The sequence below is a fragment of the Crocosphaera sp. XPORK-15E genome, from assembly GCF_034931425.1.
Taxonomy (GTDB): Bacteria; Cyanobacteriota; Cyanobacteriia; order Cyanobacteriales; family Microcystaceae; genus UHCC-0190.
In genome coordinates, this window is the sequence record NZ_JAYGHQ010000067.1 from 60,609 (window position 1) to 80,878 (window position 20,270).

Genomic DNA, 20,270 nt, shown 5'->3' on the forward strand with positions numbered 1-20,270 from the left:
CCAACGATCTCCGTTCACCAGTCAAGTAGGGGTCAATGGCCGTTGACCCCTAGAATAAGGCTTTACTGCGCGGTAGAAAGTTGGGAACAAATGGAAAATGTCGCCCGTCAGATGAACTCGGCACCTGTTCAAGCGTTGAGGGGAGGGGCTTTCAAACCGAGAACCTCCCCCTACTCTTTCCAAGGTCTGGGACTTGAAGGGTGACAATTTAGCTTTCCCTAGTTAATAATTGGATCATAGTATTATGTCCCTACAGTTAAAAACACAATTTTATACAAAATTAAGCTAACATGAAGTAAAAAAGCTCTACAAATACTGAGAAATGCTGTACGAAACTGACATAATAAAATGGGTTGACCAACAAATATCCTTAATTAAAGAACAACGATATACTGAAGTAGATTGGGTCAATATATTAGAAGAGATTGAAGACTTGGGTAAACGGGAACGAGACAGATTTTTGTCCTCTATTCGCTTAATTATTCAACATTTATTAAAGTGGGAGTATCAACCAGAAAAACGGTCTACTTCTTGGGAAATTACCATTAAAAGAGAAAGAAATCATCTGAAACGATATTTAAGAGATACCCCAAGTTTAAAACGATATTGGAAAGATTTATCAAAAGTTTATGAAGATGCTAGGGCAGATGCTGCTAATGAAACGGGAATATCTGATTGGAATTTTCCTGATTATTGTACTTATTCTACTGAACAAATTCAAGATGATTGGTTTCCAGGAGAATAGTATCAGATTATGACTATGATATAATTATAAATACAAGTTAAATTAATTATAGGATATTTTTTAGTTAAAAGAAAACCTGTTATGAATACGCATAAACTCGAAACCACTCTAACAGAAAATGGACAACTGTTTATAGACTTAGTATTGATAGAACTCAAATTCCTTTGTATTATGGAGAAATAAAAGTAACCAAAGACAAGTATCATGTTATCCCCCGAACTCGACCTAGTTAATAATTGGATCTTAACTGAAGTTTGGATTGATTCTACAGCTATACCTCCTTATGTTTTGATGTTATTAGGAGATGATCAAGGTAATTTTGCTATTTATGATCCTAAAGACAATTATCATCTTGTTCATGCTTGTTCTAGTTATGAAGAAGCAAAACTGTGGTTGTTAGAAGATGAATATGAGAGGGTTGAGGGAAGAATTTCAATTGAAAAAGTTGCATAGGAAGGAAAGAAGCAAGAATTAAGGAACCACCCTGCGATATAAGTTGACCAGCACTACCTGATGCAAATCCGACGGTTGAACTATCAACTCCCCACTCTTGTCCAGCCGAAGAAGATGAGTCTCCCCCTACCAAAAACGCCTCAGTGGTAGTATCAAAGTTAAAATTAAACGTACCCCCATTACTGGGTTGCCAAGAAAATATATGATACAAACCACTTCAACTATCAGTGATCAAGAATTAATGAAACTCAGTTCTCAAAACCCAGAATTGAGATTTGAACGCAACGCAGATGGAACTTTAGTAACAATGGCACCCACAGGAAAAATATCAAGTAATAGAGAAGCTAAGGCGATCACTTATGTATCTATCTGGGTACAAGAAAATGACTTAGGAGAGGTGTTTAGTTCCAGTGGAGGGTTTAAATTACCTAATGGTGCAATTCGTTCCCCTGATGTTGCTTTTGTGAGCAAAGATCGCTTACCTTTAGGATGGGATGAAGGGGAGGATGAATTTTTCAATTTAGCCCCAGATTTTGTCATAGAAATTAGGTCAAAAACTGATAATTTAGATGTTCTAAAAGCGAAGATGGAAGAATATCGTGATAATGGAGTGAGTTTAGGTTGGTTAATTGATCGCCATAACCGTCAAGCCTTAGTTTATCGTCAAGATGGTTCGATTACGAGTTATCCCCCTGATGCAATTTTGAATGGGGAAAATGTTGTTCCTGGGTTTACATTAGCGTTAAAAATTTTACTTTAGGTTTAATAAAAAAGGTGGGCAATGCCCACCCTACAGTTAATATTAGGAGCAATTTATTCCCAAACCTGACAACTTAAATCGCCCGCTTTTTGAGAGAAACGGATATTTTCTCCATAATCAACCGGACAATCAATCACTGCTGGAACATCCTGTGCTAAAGCTGTTTTCAAAGTAGGAATTAAATCTGCTGCTGACTCAACACGATAGCCTTTTAATCCCATACTTTCGGCAAACTTAACAAAATCAGGATTAGTAAATTTAATGAAAGCAGACTCACCAAATTGATTAATTTGTTTCCATTCAATTAAGCCATAACCACTGTCATTGAAAATCAGGGTAACAAAAGGCGTTCCCACCCGCAAAGCCGTTTCTAACTCTTGACAGTTCATCATAAAACCGCCGTCCCCCGTCACCGCTACCACCTTCTTATCTGGGGCCACAAATTTAGCTGCGATCGCCCCAGGAATAGCAATACCCATGGCTGCAAACCCATTAGAAATAATACAGGTATTAGGACAATCAGAATGATAATGACGGGCCATCCACATTTTATGGGCCCCCACATCAGAAATAACGATATCTTCAGGCCCCATTACCTGACGCAGATCGTAGATAATCTTTTGCGGTTTAACCGGAAACCCATCATCATTAGCATATTTTTCATATTCCGTCACCAAATCTGTGCGTAACCCTGTGGCAATGGAGGTAGACTTTCCTTGACGATCGGCCCGTTTTAAAATATCGATCAAGGAGTCAGAAATATCCCCCACGACTTCCACTAAAGGAATATAACTGCTGTCAATTTCTGCCGGGGCCATGCCAATATGAATAATCGGGGTTGTGCCTTCAGGATTCCATTTTTTGGGGGAATATTCAATCAAATCATATCCCACCGCAATCACTAAATCACTTTGTTCAAAGGCACAGGTAATTAAGTCTCGTTGTTGCAGGCCAACTGTCCAGAGGGACAAAGGATGAGTATAAGGAACGGCCCCTTTGCCCATAAAGGTATTAGCAACGGGAATATTTAAGCTAGTGACAAACTCCGTTAAAGCTTCACTGGCCTTGGCCCGAATTGTCCCATTCCCGACTAAAATTAAGGGGTTTTTCGCCTTAGAAATAGCCATAGCTGCCGCATTTAAACTGCGATAGGAGGCATAGGTTTTTTCTTGCGCGTCCCGTTGTAAGGGGTGGCCAACTACAGGCATGGCGGCAATATTTTCCGGCAAATCAATATGAACTGCCCCAGGTTTCTCACTTTCGGCCACTTTAAAGGCTTTACGGGTGACTTCTGGGGTAATACTAGGCCGCACAATTTGCTTATTCCATTTGGTGACAGGGGCAAACATAGCCACCAAATCGAGATATTGATGGGATTCAATGTGCATTCGATCGGTTCCCACCTGTCCCGTAATAGCCACCAAAGGCGCACCATCTAGATTAGCATCAGCCACCCCTGTCATCAAGTTGGTAGCCCCTGGCCCCAAGGTGGAGAGACAAACTCCGGCCTTTCCCGTCAGTCGTCCGTAAACATCGGCCATAAAAGCGGCCCCTTGTTCGTGACGGGTGGTGATAAATTTGATGGAAGAATGCTTTAAAGCTTCAAGAACGTGTAAATTTTCTTCACCAGGCAATCCAAAAATGTACTCTACTCCCTCGTTTTCTAGACACTGAACTAATAATTCAGCGGTTGTGAGTTCCCCCATGATGCTTGTCCCCTTGTGCTGTTTGGTTGATAAGGACTCCCGAAAAAATGATCCTCATTGATCGAATTCTTCGGGAGTTTTCTGATGGATGATTAATCTAATTTAACGAAAGATCCTTGACAAAAACGATTTAATCGGATCAGATTATTCACTTAATCCACACCGTTTTAACGTTGAGGAATTCTTGCATTCCTTGAATGCTTAATTCCCGTCCATATCCCGATCGCTTGATTCCCCCGAAAGGTAGACGGGGGTCAGATTTGACCATGCCATTAATAAAGACACATCCGGCCTCAATTTCCTCAATTAAGCGTTCTTGTTGGGCCGTATCTGTTGTCCAACCACTGGCCCCTAATCCAAAGATGGTACTATTGGCTAATTCGATGGCTTCGTCGAGATCTTTTACCCGAAAGAGTAAAGCAACGGGGCCGAAGAATTCATCGCTGTAACCAGGGGAATCTACGGGAATATCGGTTAATATGGTAGGGGGATAGAAGTTACCAGGGCGATCGCTGATCACTTGGCCCCCTGTTAAAATTTTCCCTCCTTTTGTCACCGTTTCTTGAACTTGTTGGCTAATTTCCAATAACATCGACGGAGTGGCTAAGGGGCCAATGTCTGTGTCTTCTAGCATCGGATCACCAATTTTTAAGGCTTGGAATTTTTCCACTAATAATTGCTCAAAGCGATCGGCTACGGACTCGACTAAGATGAAGCGTTTGGCCGCAATACAAGATTGTCCATTATTGAGTAGCCTTGCAGTAACTGCTGTGGTGGCAGCAGCTTCAATATCAGCACTTTCTAAGACGATAAAGGGGTCGCTTCCCCCTAATTCTAAAACAGTTTTCTTAATCTGTTTACCAGCCGTCGCAGCTAAACTGGCCCCTGCGGGTTCACTTCCTGTTAAGGTAGCGGCTTTTACCCGATCATCTTTCATGATAGACTCTACTTGAGATGCCCCAATTAGCAATGTTTGGAAGGCCCCTGCGGGAAAACCTGCTTCTGTGAGAATGGCTTCAATGGCTAAGGCACTTTGGGGGACGTTAGAGGCGTGTTTGAGAATGCCTACATTACCTGCCATCAAAGCAGGGGCCGCAAAGCGAAACACCTGCCAAAATGGGTAATTCCAAGGCATGACCGCTAGAATTATCCCCATGGGTTGATAACGGATGAAGCTACGACTGCCGTCGGTGGTAACGGGAACATCTTTGAGAAAGTCAGCGGCATGGTCAGCGTAGTAACGACACACTAAGGCGCATTTGTTGACTTCAGCGATGGCACTTTTAATGGGTTTTCCCATTTCTAGGGTCATTATTTCCCCAAATTTGCGCTGATCTCTCTCTAAAATGTCTGCTGCTGCCTTTAACCATTGACTCCGTTGTTCTAGGGGAATCTTGCGATACTGTTTAAAGGTTGCCGAACCTAAAGCGAGTTTGACTTCGATCTCCTCAGCACTGAGGGGTTCAAAGCTTTTTAGCGTTTCTCCCGTTGCTGGGTTAACTGTAGCGATACCCATTCGTTCCTCCTAATTCCCTGACTGTTTACGATGATATTTGGCCCTTCCTTAGTCTGCCCTTGCTTATCTAACGGATGGGGTCTTTTTTGGGAATTTTTAAGATCTATCTCTAGCTTCACTCTCTAGAGAGGAGACAGACTACAATTTTAACATTTTGATACATTACAGCTTAACTCAGGAAAGAAAATAATGAAGACTCAATTAAATCACCTCAAGACTTTCTCTTTATATAAGATACAATTATATAAATATGCTTATTGTATCAATTATATTCAAGTCTAACCCCTGCTTTACATTCCTTAACAAATAGGTCAATTTCCTGATTTTCAACAAATTTGCCAGATAATTGCATTTTTGCTATTTTCATGATAACATTTTATGTGATAGGGTGGGGGAATACTTCTGACTAAAAAGGCTCTGTGAGGGGCAAAACCCTTATTTTTGCGTTGTTTCCCCCTACATTATGGCTGAGTTGTCGATGACTTGGGTTCCTGAGTCGGTTTAGGGTCTTGATTGGTTTTAGTTTGAGATTCATCGGTTTTAGGCTCTAATAATATCCATTCTTCGGGTGTTCTTTCTAAGGCATATTGAAAACTTTTTGGCACTAAACCGATGGTAATTTTACCTTCAGGTTGAGTATTGGGATCAACTTGTGCATATAATAATTCTCCCTGAAAATCTGGATTTCCGATAATGATTTGATGGCTTTTCTTGTTTTCTAATACAACTGTTATGGTGGCTAAAGGTTTATCTAAGCCATATTCTGCTTTCTGATTATTGTCAATGGTAAAAGTTCTATTTATGTCGCTACTTACCAATAAATTAGTTAAAAAAGAAACAACGGCATCATTGGCTATTTTCTCTTTAGGTTTGGTCATTTTCCAAGGTTGATTATTATCTTCAGTCTTCTCAAATTTCATGGTTTGTGATTGAGTTTCAATAGTTAATAGTTTAATTTCTTTTTCTTGAAAATCAAATAGTTTTTTAGTCTGAGACTTGATTTCTTCTTGTTTAGGATTAATTTGTGATTCATAAACATAGACAATTGTTGCTAATAAGATAGCGGCAATTAAAAATCCCCAAGTTGTTTTTTGTAGTTTCATTATTCACCTCATTGATATTTACACTAATTTTTTTATCGTCTACGCCACCAAGTTATTACAGCAGCAACTAAACCAGATAAAGGAAAGACAACTAACGCGAGTAACGCTAATAAATTAACTTGCAAAGAAGACAAATTAATACGTCTATTTTTAGCTTCTTTTGGACGAATAGATAAGGGTTGCTCGTCTTGACTTCCTAACCATTGCACTGAATTTAAAAAGACATCTCCATTTAATTGTTGACCAAATAAATTATTGGTAGCAAATGTTGAATTCCCAATGACAATTAAACGTGATTCAGTTTTTTTGGCTTTTGCTTTATTAGGAGAAGGGGATGAGTTTGTGGGTTCTTTCTTTTCTTCTACTTTGTTACCATTAGCATCATTATTAGGGGAAGGAGAAGGAGAAGGAGATGAGTTTGTGGTTTCGTTCTTTTCTTCTACTTTGTTACCATTGGAATCATTATTTTTCTCCGTTGGATTAATTTTACGGGTTAAAGCAACACCTAAGTCAAATGGGCCAGAAATATCCGTTTTGGGGTCAAATGTTACCTCTCCAGATTCTAAATCATTTTCCGCCCACATTTTGTCACTACTAACAATAAGAGAAGTTGCCTCCACCCCTTTCATCTCAACTGTATCAATAGGACGAGAGAAAGGATAAAAAGAAATTCCGTTAGCAAATTCTTTAGTAATAGGATGATTACCATAAGTAGTAATAAAAGGAGTTGTTGGCCCCAAACCCACCACATCTCCGGCCCCTGAGCCATCAATAATAATACGATTATCTAATTTAATGCCCCAGTCTTTAAATAGGGGTTCTAATCCTGGATCTGTGTTAGGATCAAGCAATAATAATATATTGCCGCCTTCTTCTGAATAGGTTTTTAATGCTTGAACTTCTTGGTCAAATAATTTACGTTTAGGACTGGCAATAATAATCACATCTGCATCAGTGGGAATACCAAAACTCTCCACTAAATTCAAGGGTTTAACATTATATCCTTTGTTTTCTAAGCTACTAACTGCCTCAGAAAGACTTCCTTGTTCAGCATTTTCTTTTTCTAAGGAATATTCTCCATGGCCTTGTAGTAAATAAATGGTCGGGATATAATCTTTTTTGATTTTTTCAATGGCATTGGTAAGTTTAATTTCTGATAAAGCTTCTCGGTTATTAAAAGCAATTAAAGTTTGAACCAGTTGTTTTTTATCCCCATATTTTAAGTAAACATCTCCCAATGATTTAACATTGAATTCCTTAGTTAGTCCAACTTTTACATCGGGATCAACAATTTCAAATTCAAACTTATTATTATAGCGTTTATAGTTTTCTAATAAGTCCTTATCCTGGGGATTTGTTTCTTTATCAAAAATAAGAACTTTGATAGGTTGTTGCAGATTTTTAACAATTGATTGAGTTTCTGCGGATAGGGTATAAAGTTGATTATCCGTTAAATCAATACGGGGAAAATAGCGAATAGCAATAAAATTAATTAGCCCTAAAATCATCAATAAAGAGAGAGTAGAAATTAAAGCATTTGTTCCCGCTTGTGTTGAACGTTTTTGCCAAAAACTTTGACCAGTGATTAAAATAAATAATAGCCAAATGACTAAACAAACACCCCCAATAATCACTAAACCCAAATATAATGGTTCCCAGGTTTTGCTAGTAAAACCTGCTACTAAACCAGCAACGGTTAAGATTAAACCAGGAACAAAAAGATACTTTAATATTTTTCGATAATCTGGCAATTTCTTCATGTTAATTCCCTCAATAATTGATTTACTTTGGTATATTTTGATAAATTAAGAACGTTGAAAGCGAAACGCTTCAATTGACTGTGCTGTTAAGAAAATCCCCAAAAATATATAACTTGCAAACAAGACTAAACTACTGATATCTAAAACCCCTTTAACTAAGTCAGTATAACGATCAAATAGAGAAATATGTGATAGAATGGTGCCAAAAGGTTCTTTTACATTATTGGCGATCGCATCCATAATCCACAAAAATAGAACTAAGACAAAGGTTAAAATATAAGCTAAAATCCCACTATCTGTTAAGGAAGAAATAAACATTCCCAGAGAAAGAATAGCTGTAGCAATGAGAATTAAAGAACCATGAGCTAATAAAATGACTTGTAAGTTAACGGGAGGACTTGTATTACTGAAGATAATAATTTCATAAATCCAGATTGGAATCATTAAAACCACAAAAAAAGCAACTACTCCCAATAATTTACCTAATGCAACTACCCAATTTGTTACAGGAGAAGTAGCTAATAATTCGAGGGTTCCGCGCTTCTTTTCCTCAGAATAGAGTCCCATTGATAAAGCAGGTAATAACACCAATAATAAGGAAGTTAGAACCCCAAAAAACTCCTCTAAAAATTGACTAGGAACATCCACCGACTGCGGTAATTGTCCACTTTGTTCTAAAAAGGACAGGGTTTGCAAAAGTTGATCGAGAATGGCCCCAAAAAAGAAGCCAGAGAGTAACCAAAAAACAGCAGCAATAATATAAGCAAACGGTGACGTAAAATAGCCTTGAAATTCTTTGCGAAAGATAGCAGTTAAATTAGTTAGTATCATCAGAGTCATTAATTACAACAGGGTTTTCAATGTCAAAATTGTCAGAAGTTTCAACAGGTGTTTCTTGAGTTTCAATACTTGATTCTTCCGTAATTAATTCTAAGAAAACATCCTCTAAGGAGGCACGGGTTCGCCGCATTTCATACAGTCCCAAACCCTGACTAATAATTAAAGCAGCAATGTCTTTGCCAATTTCTCGATCTGAGTCCGTAGTTAAGTTAATAAAATGGCGTTGCTCCTCATTATCTTTGAGATCAGAATTAATCTCAATCTTGGCAATACCAGACATTTCGTTTAACCTCGGTTCAAGATGTGATATATCCCCCTCAATCTCTAATTCATATCCTCCCCTTGCTGTTAGATGAGACATTAAATTATCAGGGGTATCTGTGGCAATAACTTTACCCCGATTAATAATAGTAACGCGATCGCAAGTCATACTTACTTCTGGCAAAATATGAGTCGATAAAATGATGGTATGTTCCCCTGCTAAACTCTTAATTAGATTGCGAACTTCAATGATTTGTTTCGGGTCAAGTCCGACAGTGGGTTCATCTAAAATAATCGCAGGGGGATCATGAACAATGGCTTGAGCAATGCCTACCCGTTGTTTATACCCCTTAGAAAGCTTGCGAATTAAGACTTTACGCTTATCTCCTAACTGACAGCGTTCCATCGCCCAGTTTACCCTAGAAACGCGATCGCCGGCCACCACCCCTTTAATGCGTGCCACAAACAGCAAAAACCCTTCTACGGTCATATCAGGATACAAAGGGGGCGTTTCAGGAAGATACCCGATACGTCGTCGCACTTCCATCGACTGTTCATGGACATCATACCCTGCTATTTTAGCGGTTCCGGTGGTGGCAGGGATATAGCCGCTTAAAATTCGCATGGTGGTGGTTTTTCCTGCACCATTGGGCCCCAAAAATCCGAGAATTTCTCCACTTTCAACGGAAAAATCTACATCTTGAATGGCAGCAGTTGCACCGTAAATTTTACTGAGGTGTTCGACTTCAATCATAAATAATGAATTGATAGACACTGAGGATCAATTATGCCTTAATTATTACAATTTTTTAGGTATTTTTTGATTGCTTTGCTTTAGGACTGATTATTTTGGTCAAAAGTTTCGATTCTTGATTAAGGGTTTAATTGAGTTTTAATAGGAATAGTAACAGTGCTACCTGGAGTCAGTTGTATCTCAGGAATGGGAATAATAATGGTCATCTTAAAATTAAAAATTCGTAGGGGTCAACGGCCGTTGACCCCTACATAATACCTTAGTGCTAAAGATAGTCCTCGATTTTACTACAATTCAAATTACAATAATCCCCGATAACGAATAAAAATTAAAATAACCGCCCAAGATCCCAGGGCAACTTTGATGGCAACTAAGATGTTTAATAAAGGTATGACCCCACCACTAAACAATGTACCTAATTCTCCTTGGGGTAGTTCTAATCCCGTCAAGGTAATCGCTGCCAGAACAATAAAAATCAGCACTGAAACCTTCTCCCAGGTAGCCGCGTGCCAACGTTGATAAATTCTTTGCATCCACTCCGAAGGTGAGGTAATAGCGATTAGTCCGATCGCAGTTCCTCCGGCCACTCCTGCTGCAAACCCCCCACCAGGAGTAAGATGGCCCCGAATAGCCAATTCAATACTAACTAATGCGGCAATAGTTGCCCCTAACCGTGCTAAAACAATCGATGGTTGGTCATTAAATTGATGAATGAGGGTTAAGGGTTGTTCATTGGCCAACAAAAAACGGGCCCCCATAATGGCAATAGTAAACACAACTACCTCGAAAATTGTGTCATAGAGGCGATTTCTGAAAATAATCCCTGATACCGCATTGGGAACCCCACTATCTTGCACTATAGTCTCTACAATGGAGAAATCAAGTAATTCCGCTACAGGATTAGGAATTACCAGCATTTTGACATAAAGGGCGATTCCAGCCACAAGATAAACCCATTTCATTGCTGTTTCTCCTTAGTATCTGAGGGGGTAAAATGAGTCACTGACGATAGTTCCGGTTTAATGATGTCATAGAGACGTTGAACCCTGGTAACGGTGTGATAGGGTTGTTCTGTGATGTTGCGATCGCCTTCTAAGTTTAGCTGACAGATACCATGAACTTCTTTTTTAAGTAATGCTTGGTCTAAGTCTTGTTGAGCTTCATAGGGAACTAATTCTAGACGTAGGTGATGTTTATCTAAGATGCTTCTCAAACTGTTGATGAGTTGCTTTTGAGGGGTTTCTGTTGCCTCATTTTCCACCATTCCCAGACGCATAACCATAGATGAACGCACAGCCACACCATAGAGAGTAATAGCTAACATTGTCCCGACTAAAGCTTCTGTTAAAGCGACATCTGCTGCTCCAAACATAGCATAAATTAAGGCTGCTATTGCGCCTAAAATGCCCCTAATAACTAAAGCATGATAAGGATTAACTTGTAAGATAACTAAACAAGCTGATAAGGGCAAAAGGGCGGTTATAACATAAACATAACTATCATTCATGATCTCCCTCACTACTAGAACAATAAGCTAAAACATACCCTAATACTGTATTCCAAATGGCTAAGGAAATAAGGGCTAATATTAGTAAAGGCCACTCACTTGGTATTTTAAAAAGTAATCCCACCATAATACTCATTGATCCCAAGGTATCGGCCACAGAAAGACTATGAAGTTTATACAAAACTGAGCGATCGCCGATCAGAGGCCAAGTTCCCCAAAACCAGAAGACGATTCCTAAACCAATTAAAGCATAACTTACAAGATTAATCATATACTCCTCATCCGTTTTAAAATCTGAGCTAATAACATTAAGGAGGCATTACCCACACTAAGAATTATCACCCCGACAACACCGATCATCCAATCATCTCGTAGGACAGAAATAACCAAAATCATCACCGATGTTTTAGTCGCAATGCTGGCAAAGGCTAACATTTTTTGCCAAATATCTTTATCTTGACAAGCTTCATATATAGGGATAAGTAAGGCAAAAATCATGGTCATTAATATCCAGTTCATTGCTTTTTCCTCGGTAGAATGCGATGGACTTCATACCAACCTTTTTGGTGATATTTTAAGACAATAGTTTTCGGGGTAAAGGTAATTAAAAAAATGTCTAAAAAAATCAGTCCAGAGGTTCGTTGGGGTTTAACTCGTTCCATTGTCACCCCTTCTTCGGTATGGGGACGAAACATGATTTCAAAGGCTTCAAAATAGGCTTGAGGAATAGCGATCAAGACTTCAATTATGGCCCGAAACCAATCTTTTAAAAGCCCTGGAGAAGTAAGTTTACGGGGCAAGAGCAAGGCGATACTGACCCCAATAATAATATTGGCTAAACTGAGATCGGAGGTTAACAAAAACCAGATAGTTAGTCGTAAAATTAAATCTAAATAGCCAATCATGGGAACACCATCCAAAAGATTAGGATTAACATTAAACTCATACCTCCGATCAGATGCTCAAATTGTTCGATCGCACGGGGAAACTTGATGATAGAACGTTGAAAAATCAGAAAATAAGCCAGCCATCCTAGGAAAATTGTAGCCAGGGGTTTAATGGTATTAGCAACAGTATACGCTTGAGAATAGACTACATTGGCTACTATTAACCCTCCCAAAAGCAAGGCCATAGCTGGCCAAAATCCTGGTTTAACCTTTCCTTGTCCCGTTTGCAGATCATGGGGTAAAAAAATGAATTTAGCAAAGGAGATGGCTGTTCCAAAAGCTGCTAAATTCATACCGATCGCTTGCCAAGATAAAATATTTTTCATGGTCAATATTTTGGCCCCAAAACCCGATAATAAGGGAAAACCAGAAATGGAGAAGCTTGCTATAACCAGAGCGATCCAAATTGGGGTATAAATAGGTTGATGTTTAAGTTCCTTTAAGTTGCGACTGGGTAACACCCCGGCAATGAGGAATAAGGCTGATTTGACTAACCCGTGAGTTAAGGCATAAAAGCCCCCCACTTCTGGCGCAGCGAGGATAAAACCTAACTGGGAAACGGTGTGAAAGGCTAACATCCGTTTACTATCTTTTTCAAAGACGGCATAACCAACCCCCAAAAGGGCTGTCCCCATGCCAAAAAGACGAATGATCGGGTCTATTTCTGGGATCATTAAGGCACAACGCACTAGGGGAAATACCCCTGCTTTGACCACAACTCCTGATAATATGGCGGAAACGGGGGTTTCTGATTCAGAATGGGTTAAGGGTAGCCATAACCCTGAAACGAAAATTCCGCCTTTGGTTAGGAGTCCTAAAAAAATGAGGGCGATCGCTTCTGGGGGTGAGCCTTTTAGTCCCGCAAAACTAAAGGAATGATGGGCTTGATAGACTAAAATGGCCCCCACCAGATAAAACAACATGGCGGTGTTACTGACAAAAAGATAACGCAGGGCTACCCAAATTGAGCGATCGCTGCGAGGATAGGCAATAAGCAGAAAAGCTGCAATTCCAATCACTTCTAAGGCAACATATAAACTGATAAAATCAGCACAAATAAAGGCTGAGTTAACACTGCCATGTAAGATGATTAGTTGAGTATAAAAAAAGGCGGTTTTTTCTAGATTCCAACAGTAAAGAATGACTGCTGCTGTGACAATGGCATTGGTTAAAATGAAAAAGCCACTCAGGTGATCGACAACTAAAATTACTGCAAAATTATCTAATAAATTTAAGTTTAAGGGTGAAGTATGACTAAATATTTGTAAGGCATATCCACCCGAAACTATGGCTACTCCTAAAGCAAGATAGCGGTCAATTTTAGGAAGTAGATAGATAGTAAAACCGATAAATAAGGGGATAGCTATCCAGGTAATGGTTAGGGTGTTCATGGTGTATTATTTTTCTCGATTTCACTGCTTTCTAAGGTAGGATTATTTTTAGCTAATTTCATGACTCCTACTAACATTAAGGCTTGAATAGAAAAGCCAATAACAATGGCTGTTAAAATGACTGCTTGGGGTACAGGATCTGCATAATTAATATTTTCTTTATTACCAAGAATGGGAGTAAATAAGCCATTTTTTGAAGCAACTAATACATAATAGGCAATTACTCCGGTACTCATCACATCCATTGAGATGATCTTCATGACAAGATTCTGTTTAAAGATGATCCCAAAAAATCCAATTAATATGGTGGCAAATATGAAGGCTTCTAACACGGTGTTTTGGGTGAGGTTTATTTGTATTTTAATTTGATATTAATATACTTTTAATTATAATTTATTTAAGTTAAAAATATACATTGAAAAAGATAATGGTTTAGGTTGATAAAACTCTATCAATCTAGGATAATTTAGGGAAAAATACGATTACTTAGTCTGATTAATAAATAACTGATTGCCAAAGCTAAAGCGGCTACTGCTAGGGCAATAATATCAGATTTTTCATATTTAGCTGGATCAAAAATAATAATTTTTCTGGCTACTGCAATTAAAGCAGTTACGACTACTAATTCAACTTGAACAATATGTTTTCTGAGATAAGCTGTAATATTTTCTAACAATTCTAAGGCAATTAATATATTTAAGAAAAGTCCAAAAAGCTCTAAAAGGGTTTTATCAAAAAAGCCAAATGGTTCTGTGGTAAATAAATCTTTACAAAGAACAATCATTAAATCAAAAATAGAAACCCCAATCACAACAATTAGAGCAATAGATAATATTTTAGAAACAATGTTTTCAACTAAATGAATAAATCTTAGAAAATTTTCATCTTTAAACATTCTTTTCATAAGTCATAAATTTAATCATAAAAACCTTACCATTATTATAGAATACAACCAGGAAAAATTATTAATTATTATCTGTATTTTTCCTGGCTCTTTATCAATGGATAATGGATAATTATCCATTGTTGAAGGCAATTACTTGACTAAATCAACTTCCTTTGTAGGTGTGACTGTTTCTGCTTCACCGGATTCCTTAAAGGCAAATCTTAACAAAGGTGGAGCCATAAATGTTGTAAGAATTACCATCACAATGATCGCCGCATCTAACGCAGGACTTAAGACACCACTTGCGGAACCAATACCAGCAAAAACTAAGCCAACTTCACCCCTAGGAATCATGCCAAAACCAATGGCTAAACGGTTAATTTTTTCTTGTCCTGTGACTACCCATCCAGTAATTACTTTACCGAAAATTGCCACAACCATTAAAAAGGTAGCAATGATTAAACCTTCACGATTTTCAGGCACAATAGGATTCAAAACCCCTAGATCAACTTTTGCCCCTACACTCACAAAGAAAATGGGAACTAAAATATCAGCAATGGGAATTATTTGTTGATCCAATTCTTTGCGTTTATCCGTTTCATCTAAGACTAACCCTGCGGCAAAGGCTCCTAAAATTGCTTCCAGATGAATTACATTCGCTAAAAAAGCCATTAAGAAAGCAAAAATCAAAGCAGGAATCACTAATTTACCGCGAGTTTGTAGGCGATCAGAAATAGCGACAAAAGACTTATTGAAGAAATTTCCTAGGAAAATTGACCCCAATAAAAATGCTGTGGCACTAATAATTAAATAGACCACATTCAGCACATCAACGGTTCCCGTTTTCGCTAAACTAGCAACAACAGCTAAGACAATAATTCCTAAAACATCGTCAATAACGGCAGCACCGACAATAATTTGACCCTCTTTGGACTTAAGATGGCCTAATTCCGAGAGAACTTTTGAGGTAATGCCGATACTGGTAGCAGTTAATGCAGCACCAGCAAAAATCGCGGGAATTGCTGGAATACCAAATAATAACATCAGTCCGGCGGTTCCTGCTGCAAAGGGGGCCGCTACCCCAACAACAGCAACGATCGCCGCTTGATAGCCTACCCGTTGCAACTCCTTCAAATCCGATTCTAAGCCAATTTCAAAGAGAAGGATAATCACCCCTAATTCCGCTAAAACGGAGACGACTTCGCTTTGGCTGTTAAACACTTCCACCACAGCATCAGGGGTTAAACCAGCAACTAATTGTAAAAAACTCATTAAAACGGAATCAGTTGCTGTTGCCCCACTTTCAGGGAATACTAATAAATGAAAGGCTGAAGCACCGACAAGGACACCACCAACTAATTCCCCTAAAACGGGGGGTAAATTGAGGGATCTTGATAATTCTCCCCCTAATTTACTGGCTAAATAAACAATGACTAAACTGAGTAAAACCCCTGCCAAAATCATTGGGCCATTCTCAGCAGTGGTTTCTGTTGCAAGTAGGGGAAACGAATACAAAAATTGTGTCAATGGTGAACCTAGCATCATTGTGTTTAATTATGTGGACAATATAGGGGAAGTCAGACTCGTATTGAATTTCGACAGGCTAAATTGCCGCAATGTCGAAGTAAGTCAGAAGTCGTAGGGGTAGGTTTTTGACAAAACTTGATGATTTTCATACATAAACCAGCCCCACAGAACTTATTTAAGATTGCGATCGCTAGAAGATGTCTGATTAGTTGCGTCAGTATCATTAGCTGTAGAGACGTAAGAACTATCCATCCCCATCTCTTGTTGAATCTGTTCTAAAGTATATCCTTTAAGTTGAGCAACGGCTAATTGTAAGGCAGCGACGCGAGTTTGTACACGGTTTTGTTGAGGCACTCGATCTAAGATATCGAACTTTCTCAAGCGTTCCTTAACTTTACCTTCTCCACCGACGATGAACACTTTTAAGTTCTTCGCGTAAGCATCTTCTACCATTTTTTCAATGGCTAAGGTAGCAGTTACCCCCAACAAAGGTACATGGGTTAAATCAATAATCAGCATCTCATAGTTTTCGACAATGCTTTGACGCTGAGTAATAGCCTTAGCAGCACCGAAACTCATGGGGCCAGCTAAATCTAAGAGTAAAATACGTCCATTAGCTTCTCTCATTAAGTGTCTTGCTTCTTGAGTCGCCAAAGCATCATCATCATGACTATCAACAGCTTTAACCCGATCTGCTTGAATATCAGCCAAACGTTGAATAGTTAAAATGTTAGCAACAAAAATCCCAATACCAACCGCGATAATTAAATCATAGAAGACGGTGAGCAACATCACCCCATACATGATGGCTGCGGCTTTCCAGGATAGATTATGGGCGCGTTTGAGGAATTTCCAGTCAATAATATCAATACCTACCTTAAAGGCAATACCCGCTAATACTGCTAAGGGAATACTTTGGGTTAAAGGGGCAGCCCACAAGACAACAATTAACAAAATAAAGGCACGGGTTAAACCAGATAGGGCAGTAGTTCCCCCAGCTTGAATATTAACAACGGTTCCCATGGTGGCACCCGCACCAGGTAAACCCCCACATAAACCAGAGACTAAGTTACCAAGTCCTTGACCAATTAATTCTTTATCGGAGTTATGTTGAGTTTGGGTTAAACTATCGGCAATTACAGCCGTTAACAGAGCATCAATACACCCTAACATCCCTAACACTAAGCCATCAACAATCATGGTATTGACTTGCTCTAGGGTAAAAGTGGGCATTACTAAAGTAGGAAGTCCGGTGCTGAATTCAGGAATGGTTTTGATGCCACCACCAGAAAAGAAGACCAACGATAACACAGTACAACCAATTAAGGCTACTAATTGAGGGGGTACATATTTCTTGAGTTGGGCCGGCATCAAGAATAAAACCGCCACAGTTAACAGCCCTAATGTTACTTCTCCCATGTGACTACTAATCTGAGTTAACACATCGGGGGCATTTTTCAAAGCTGCAACCACTCCACCTTTGGGGTTGCTTGCCCCCAGTAAGGGGCCAAATTGCAGAATTACTAGAATTAGCCCAATTCCTGACATAAAGCCAGAAATAACGGTATAGGGCATCAAGGTAATATATTTACCGAGTTTCAGGAACCCGAAGATGATTTGAAAGATACCCGCTAACATCACCACGGTAAAGGCCATGGCTAAGCCATTTTCAGGGTTATCCGCCGTCATTTTTGTGACAATGGCAGTCATCACAACCGTCATGGGCCCCGTCGGTTCAGAGATCAGGGTGGGTGTTCCCCCAAACAGGGCAGCAAAGAAACCGACTAAAACTGCACCCCATAAACCGGCCGCAGGGCCAGCACCAGAGGCAACCCCGAAGGCGAGGGCCATGGGTAGGGCGATAACGGTGGCGGTGATCCCACCAAAAATGTCGCCCCTGACATTTCTAAAGTGAATACGATTGGTTATCTGCATGATCTAATATGTTAGTGAGTTCTAACTTGGGTTTGATTGTTTCTGTCTGGGTTATCCCCTTTAAACTATGTCATCCATAGAGATGACACATTTAAGTCGTCATTTTATAGACTAACTTCTATTATTTTTTTTAAAAGCATAGTCTAATTCCTATAGTGAGCATACAACCAGCGATAGGTATTCGTCAACCCCTTCTATATTAATTTTTTCTTATATTAACTTAAAGGTTTGATTGTCTGTTGAATTGTTCGCTATATAGTACAAAGATAAAGCATAAGCAAAGCTTATTGATATGATTTGAAAGTTGTTTTTGCTAAATGAATACTTCCTTAAGGTTTTACTATAGAATTACTTAAATGGAAAAAGTAAGTTGCATCGGGAAAAATCGATGAATTGTCTAATTTGATCGAGCAAGATAGGCGATCGCTCACTTTGAGACAGGTGGGCATCACCTTCTGTCGAACGCAACTTATTCCCGAACATGAATCGCCACTCACCCGGATGCGTAGAGCCAGCCACCTAGTATTCGAGTCCCCGCTTGCCTGCCGTCCTGACCCCTAATATCTGATTTAAGGAGTAATTACAAATTGGATTTCTTATCTGATTTCTTGACAAAATTCGGGGCGCAGTTGCAGTCCCCGACACTCGGCTTTCTGATTGGTGGCATTGTTATTGCCGCCCTCGGTAGCGAACTAACAATTCCAGATGCGGTTTATCAGTTCATCGTCTTCATGCTGCTCATGAAAGTCGGCCTGACTGGTGGACAGGCGATCCGCGACTCTAATCTGGTGGAGATGCTGCTGCCCGCGTTGTTCGCCGTTCTAATAGGTATCCTTATCGTGTTCATCGGTCGCTATACTTTGGCAAAGCTGCCGAAGATCAAAGTCGTGGATGCCCTTGCGACTTCGGGCTTATTTGGGGCTGTAAGTGGCTCTACCATGGCCGCCGCCCTAACGCTCCTAGACGAGCAAGGAGTTGTATACGAGCCCTGGGCCGCAGCCCTCTATCCCTTCATGGACATTCCAGCCCTCGTGACTGCGATCGTCGTGGCCAGTATTTATCTCAACAAGAAGTCCGACAACTATCTCAGCAAGGAAGAGTCCCCCAACAATCCAGAGTATCCCACCACCAGGCAAGAGTATCTCAGCAAGCAGCGCGGTACCGGAGGTAACCAGGTCGAGATATGGCCCATTATAAAGGAAAGCCTCCAGGGATCAGCCCTATCAGCACTGCTACTCGGCCTCGCTTTAGGCCTGCTAACCCAGCCGGAAAGTGTCTATAAAACCTTCTACGAGCCTCTCTTCCGAGGCCTGCTTTCGGTACTGATGTTGATCATGGGTATGGAGGCATGGGCAAGGCTCGGTGAGCTACGCAAGGTGGCCCAGTGGTACGCCGTATATGCCTTCGTGGCACCTCTGCTACATGGATTTATCGCCTTCGGTCTCGGCATGATTGCCCACTACGCCACGGGATTCAGCCTTGGCGGAGTCGTGATCCTGGCCGTCATCGCTGCCTCAAGTTCAGACATCTCAGGGCCGCCCACGTTACGGGCCGGTATCCCGTCGGCCAATCCCTCCGCCTACATCGGCGCGTCTACAGCCGTTGGCACGCCGGTTGCGATTGCCTTGTGCATACCGCTCTTCACTGGGCTCGCCCAGGCGCTGGGCGGCTGATCCCAAACATCTCGCGGTCTGCTGGGCCAAGAGAGCATCGACAGATCAAGTAGAGTAATATGTGTATTGAAACTTTACGATACACCCATGTAAGGAGGTAACCAAAATGGCCAAGCCAGCCAATAAGCTCGTTATCGTTACGGAAAAGATTCTGCTGAAAAAGATCGCCAAGATCATCGATGAAGCAGGGGCGACCGGTTATACGGTGTTGGAGACTGGCGGTAAAGGCAGTCGCAATGTCCGCTCGTCAGGACAACCCACCGTTTCTGACATCGAGTCGAATATAAAGTTCGAGGTACTCACCGAAAATCGGGATATGGCCGAGAATATTGCGGACGAGATCGCAGTGAAGTTTTTCAACGATTATGCGGGCATCGCCTATATCTGTGACGCGGAGGTACTGTACGGACACAGTTTCTGTGGGCCAGACGGCTGTTGAATCGAGACGACGCAGACCGAAAAAGCCTGGGTCATGTCCCCTGCTTTTTCGGGTCTTTTGTAAATTG

Annotated in this window: 23 protein-coding genes; 7 read left to right on the top strand and 16 right to left on the bottom strand. The window is 40.2% G+C overall.

Annotated features, from left to right (window positions below; genetic code table 11):
* Positions 1–42 precede the first annotated feature (42 nt).
* The 5 genes from VB691_RS24695 to VB691_RS24710 all read left to right on the top strand — a co-directional run bounded on the left by VB691_RS24695 (position 43) and on the right by VB691_RS24710 (position 1,958).
* Positions 43–204, top strand: a complete 162-nt coding sequence (locus VB691_RS24695) for a hypothetical protein (RefSeq protein ID WP_323294177.1) — start codon at positions 43–45, stop codon at positions 202–204.
* Between the two features lie 118 nt (positions 205–322).
* Positions 323–745 (top strand): DUF29 domain-containing protein, encoded by a 423-nt coding sequence (locus VB691_RS24700; RefSeq protein WP_323294178.1) that lies wholly within the window; start codon positions 323–325, stop codon positions 743–745.
* Positions 746–909: 164 nt separating this feature from the next.
* Positions 910–978, top strand: a complete 69-nt coding sequence (locus tag VB691_RS25925) for a DUF6972 family protein (RefSeq protein WP_416245536.1) — start codon at positions 910–912, stop codon at positions 976–978.
* Positions 950–1,198, top strand: a complete 249-nt coding sequence (locus VB691_RS24705; protein WP_323294179.1) for a hypothetical protein — start codon at positions 950–952, stop codon at positions 1,196–1,198. The genes VB691_RS25925 and VB691_RS24705 overlap by 29 nt, the downstream gene beginning before the upstream one ends.
* Before the next feature lie 202 nt (positions 1,199–1,400).
* Positions 1,401–1,958 carry a Uma2 family endonuclease gene (locus VB691_RS24710; RefSeq protein ID WP_323294180.1) on the top strand — a complete coding sequence of 186 codons (558 nt, stop codon included), beginning with the start codon at positions 1,401–1,403 and terminating at the stop codon, positions 1,956–1,958.
* Positions 1,959–2,011: 53 nt separating this feature from the next.
* Here the strand turns inward: VB691_RS24710 and VB691_RS24715 are convergent, their stop codons facing one another.
* The 16 genes from VB691_RS24715 to VB691_RS24790 all read right to left on the bottom strand — a co-directional run bounded on the left by VB691_RS24715 (position 2,012) and on the right by VB691_RS24790 (position 18,091).
* A complete protein-coding gene (locus VB691_RS24715; protein WP_323294181.1) occupies positions 2,012–3,664 on the bottom strand; it encodes an acetolactate synthase large subunit in 1,653 nt (550 codons plus the stop codon).
* A 148-nt stretch (positions 3,665–3,812) separates the two neighbouring features.
* The gene (locus tag VB691_RS24720) at positions 3,813–5,180 is read right to left on the bottom strand and encodes an NAD-dependent succinate-semialdehyde dehydrogenase (protein WP_323294182.1); all 1,368 of its coding nucleotides are present in this window, start codon (positions 5,178–5,180) and stop codon (positions 3,813–3,815) included.
* Positions 5,181–5,641: 461 nt separating this feature from the next.
* A complete protein-coding gene (locus VB691_RS24725) occupies positions 5,642–6,283 on the bottom strand; it encodes a DUF4340 domain-containing protein (RefSeq protein WP_323294183.1) in 642 nt (213 codons plus the stop codon).
* A gap of 32 nt (positions 6,284–6,315) precedes the next feature.
* The gene (locus VB691_RS24730; RefSeq protein WP_323294184.1) at positions 6,316–8,043 is read right to left on the bottom strand and encodes a GldG family protein; all 1,728 of its coding nucleotides are present in this window, start codon (positions 8,041–8,043) and stop codon (positions 6,316–6,318) included.
* A 45-nt stretch (positions 8,044–8,088) separates the two neighbouring features.
* Positions 8,089–8,874 carry an ABC transporter permease gene (locus tag VB691_RS24735; protein WP_323294185.1) on the bottom strand — a complete coding sequence of 262 codons (786 nt, stop codon included), beginning with the start codon at positions 8,872–8,874 and terminating at the stop codon, positions 8,089–8,091.
* Positions 8,861–9,898: an ABC transporter ATP-binding protein gene (locus VB691_RS24740; protein WP_323294186.1), complete on the bottom strand. Its 1,038-nt coding sequence runs from the start codon at positions 9,896–9,898 to the stop codon at positions 8,861–8,863. Before VB691_RS24740 ends, VB691_RS24735 begins: the two co-directional genes overlap by 14 nt.
* A gap of 299 nt (positions 9,899–10,197) precedes the next feature.
* Complete coding sequence (locus VB691_RS24745; protein ID WP_323294187.1) at positions 10,198–10,860, bottom strand: Na(+)/H(+) antiporter subunit B; 663 nt, start codon at positions 10,858–10,860, stop codon at positions 10,198–10,200.
* Positions 10,857–11,405 (bottom strand): DUF4040 domain-containing protein, encoded by a 549-nt coding sequence (locus VB691_RS24750; protein WP_323294188.1) that lies wholly within the window; start codon positions 11,403–11,405, stop codon positions 10,857–10,859. The genes VB691_RS24745 and VB691_RS24750 overlap by 4 nt, the downstream gene beginning before the upstream one ends.
* Positions 11,398–11,676 carry a monovalent cation/H(+) antiporter subunit G gene (locus VB691_RS24755; protein ID WP_323294189.1) on the bottom strand — a complete coding sequence of 93 codons (279 nt, stop codon included), beginning with the start codon at positions 11,674–11,676 and terminating at the stop codon, positions 11,398–11,400. The genes VB691_RS24750 and VB691_RS24755 overlap by 8 nt, the downstream gene beginning before the upstream one ends.
* A complete protein-coding gene (locus tag VB691_RS24760) occupies positions 11,673–11,924 on the bottom strand; it encodes a hypothetical protein (RefSeq protein WP_323294190.1) in 252 nt (83 codons plus the stop codon). Before VB691_RS24760 ends, VB691_RS24755 begins: the two co-directional genes overlap by 4 nt.
* Positions 11,921–12,310 (bottom strand): cation:proton antiporter, encoded by a 390-nt coding sequence (locus tag VB691_RS24765; RefSeq protein ID WP_323294191.1) that lies wholly within the window; start codon positions 12,308–12,310, stop codon positions 11,921–11,923. The genes VB691_RS24760 and VB691_RS24765 overlap by 4 nt, the downstream gene beginning before the upstream one ends.
* On the bottom strand, positions 12,307–13,743 hold the full coding sequence (locus VB691_RS24770) for a cation:proton antiporter (protein WP_323294192.1): 1,437 nt from the start codon (positions 13,741–13,743) through the stop codon (positions 12,307–12,309). The genes VB691_RS24765 and VB691_RS24770 overlap by 4 nt, the downstream gene beginning before the upstream one ends.
* A complete protein-coding gene (locus VB691_RS24775) occupies positions 13,740–14,075 on the bottom strand; it encodes a cation:proton antiporter subunit C (protein ID WP_323294193.1) in 336 nt (111 codons plus the stop codon). The genes VB691_RS24770 and VB691_RS24775 overlap by 4 nt, the downstream gene beginning before the upstream one ends.
* Before the next feature lie 134 nt (positions 14,076–14,209).
* Positions 14,210–14,647 (bottom strand): phosphate-starvation-inducible PsiE family protein, encoded by a 438-nt coding sequence (locus tag VB691_RS24780; RefSeq protein ID WP_323294194.1) that lies wholly within the window; start codon positions 14,645–14,647, stop codon positions 14,210–14,212.
* A gap of 132 nt (positions 14,648–14,779) precedes the next feature.
* Positions 14,780–16,174 (bottom strand): cation:proton antiporter, encoded by a 1,395-nt coding sequence (locus VB691_RS24785; RefSeq protein ID WP_323294195.1) that lies wholly within the window; start codon positions 16,172–16,174, stop codon positions 14,780–14,782.
* Between the two features lie 153 nt (positions 16,175–16,327).
* Positions 16,328–18,091 (bottom strand): SulP family inorganic anion transporter, encoded by a 1,764-nt coding sequence (locus VB691_RS24790; protein WP_323294196.1) that lies wholly within the window; start codon positions 18,089–18,091, stop codon positions 16,328–16,330.
* A 587-nt stretch (positions 18,092–18,678) separates the two neighbouring features.
* On the opposite strand from VB691_RS24790, the gene VB691_RS24795 reads away from it, so the two are divergent.
* Together VB691_RS24795 and VB691_RS24800 are read left to right on the top strand one after the other, a co-directional pair.
* Positions 18,679–19,764, top strand: coding sequence for a sodium-dependent bicarbonate transport family permease (locus VB691_RS24795; RefSeq protein WP_323294197.1), 1,086 nt, complete (start codon positions 18,679–18,681; stop codon positions 19,762–19,764).
* A 106-nt stretch (positions 19,765–19,870) separates the two neighbouring features.
* A complete protein-coding gene (locus VB691_RS24800; protein ID WP_323294198.1) occupies positions 19,871–20,203 on the top strand; it encodes a P-II family nitrogen regulator in 333 nt (110 codons plus the stop codon).
* Positions 20,204–20,270: the final 67 nt, after the last annotated feature.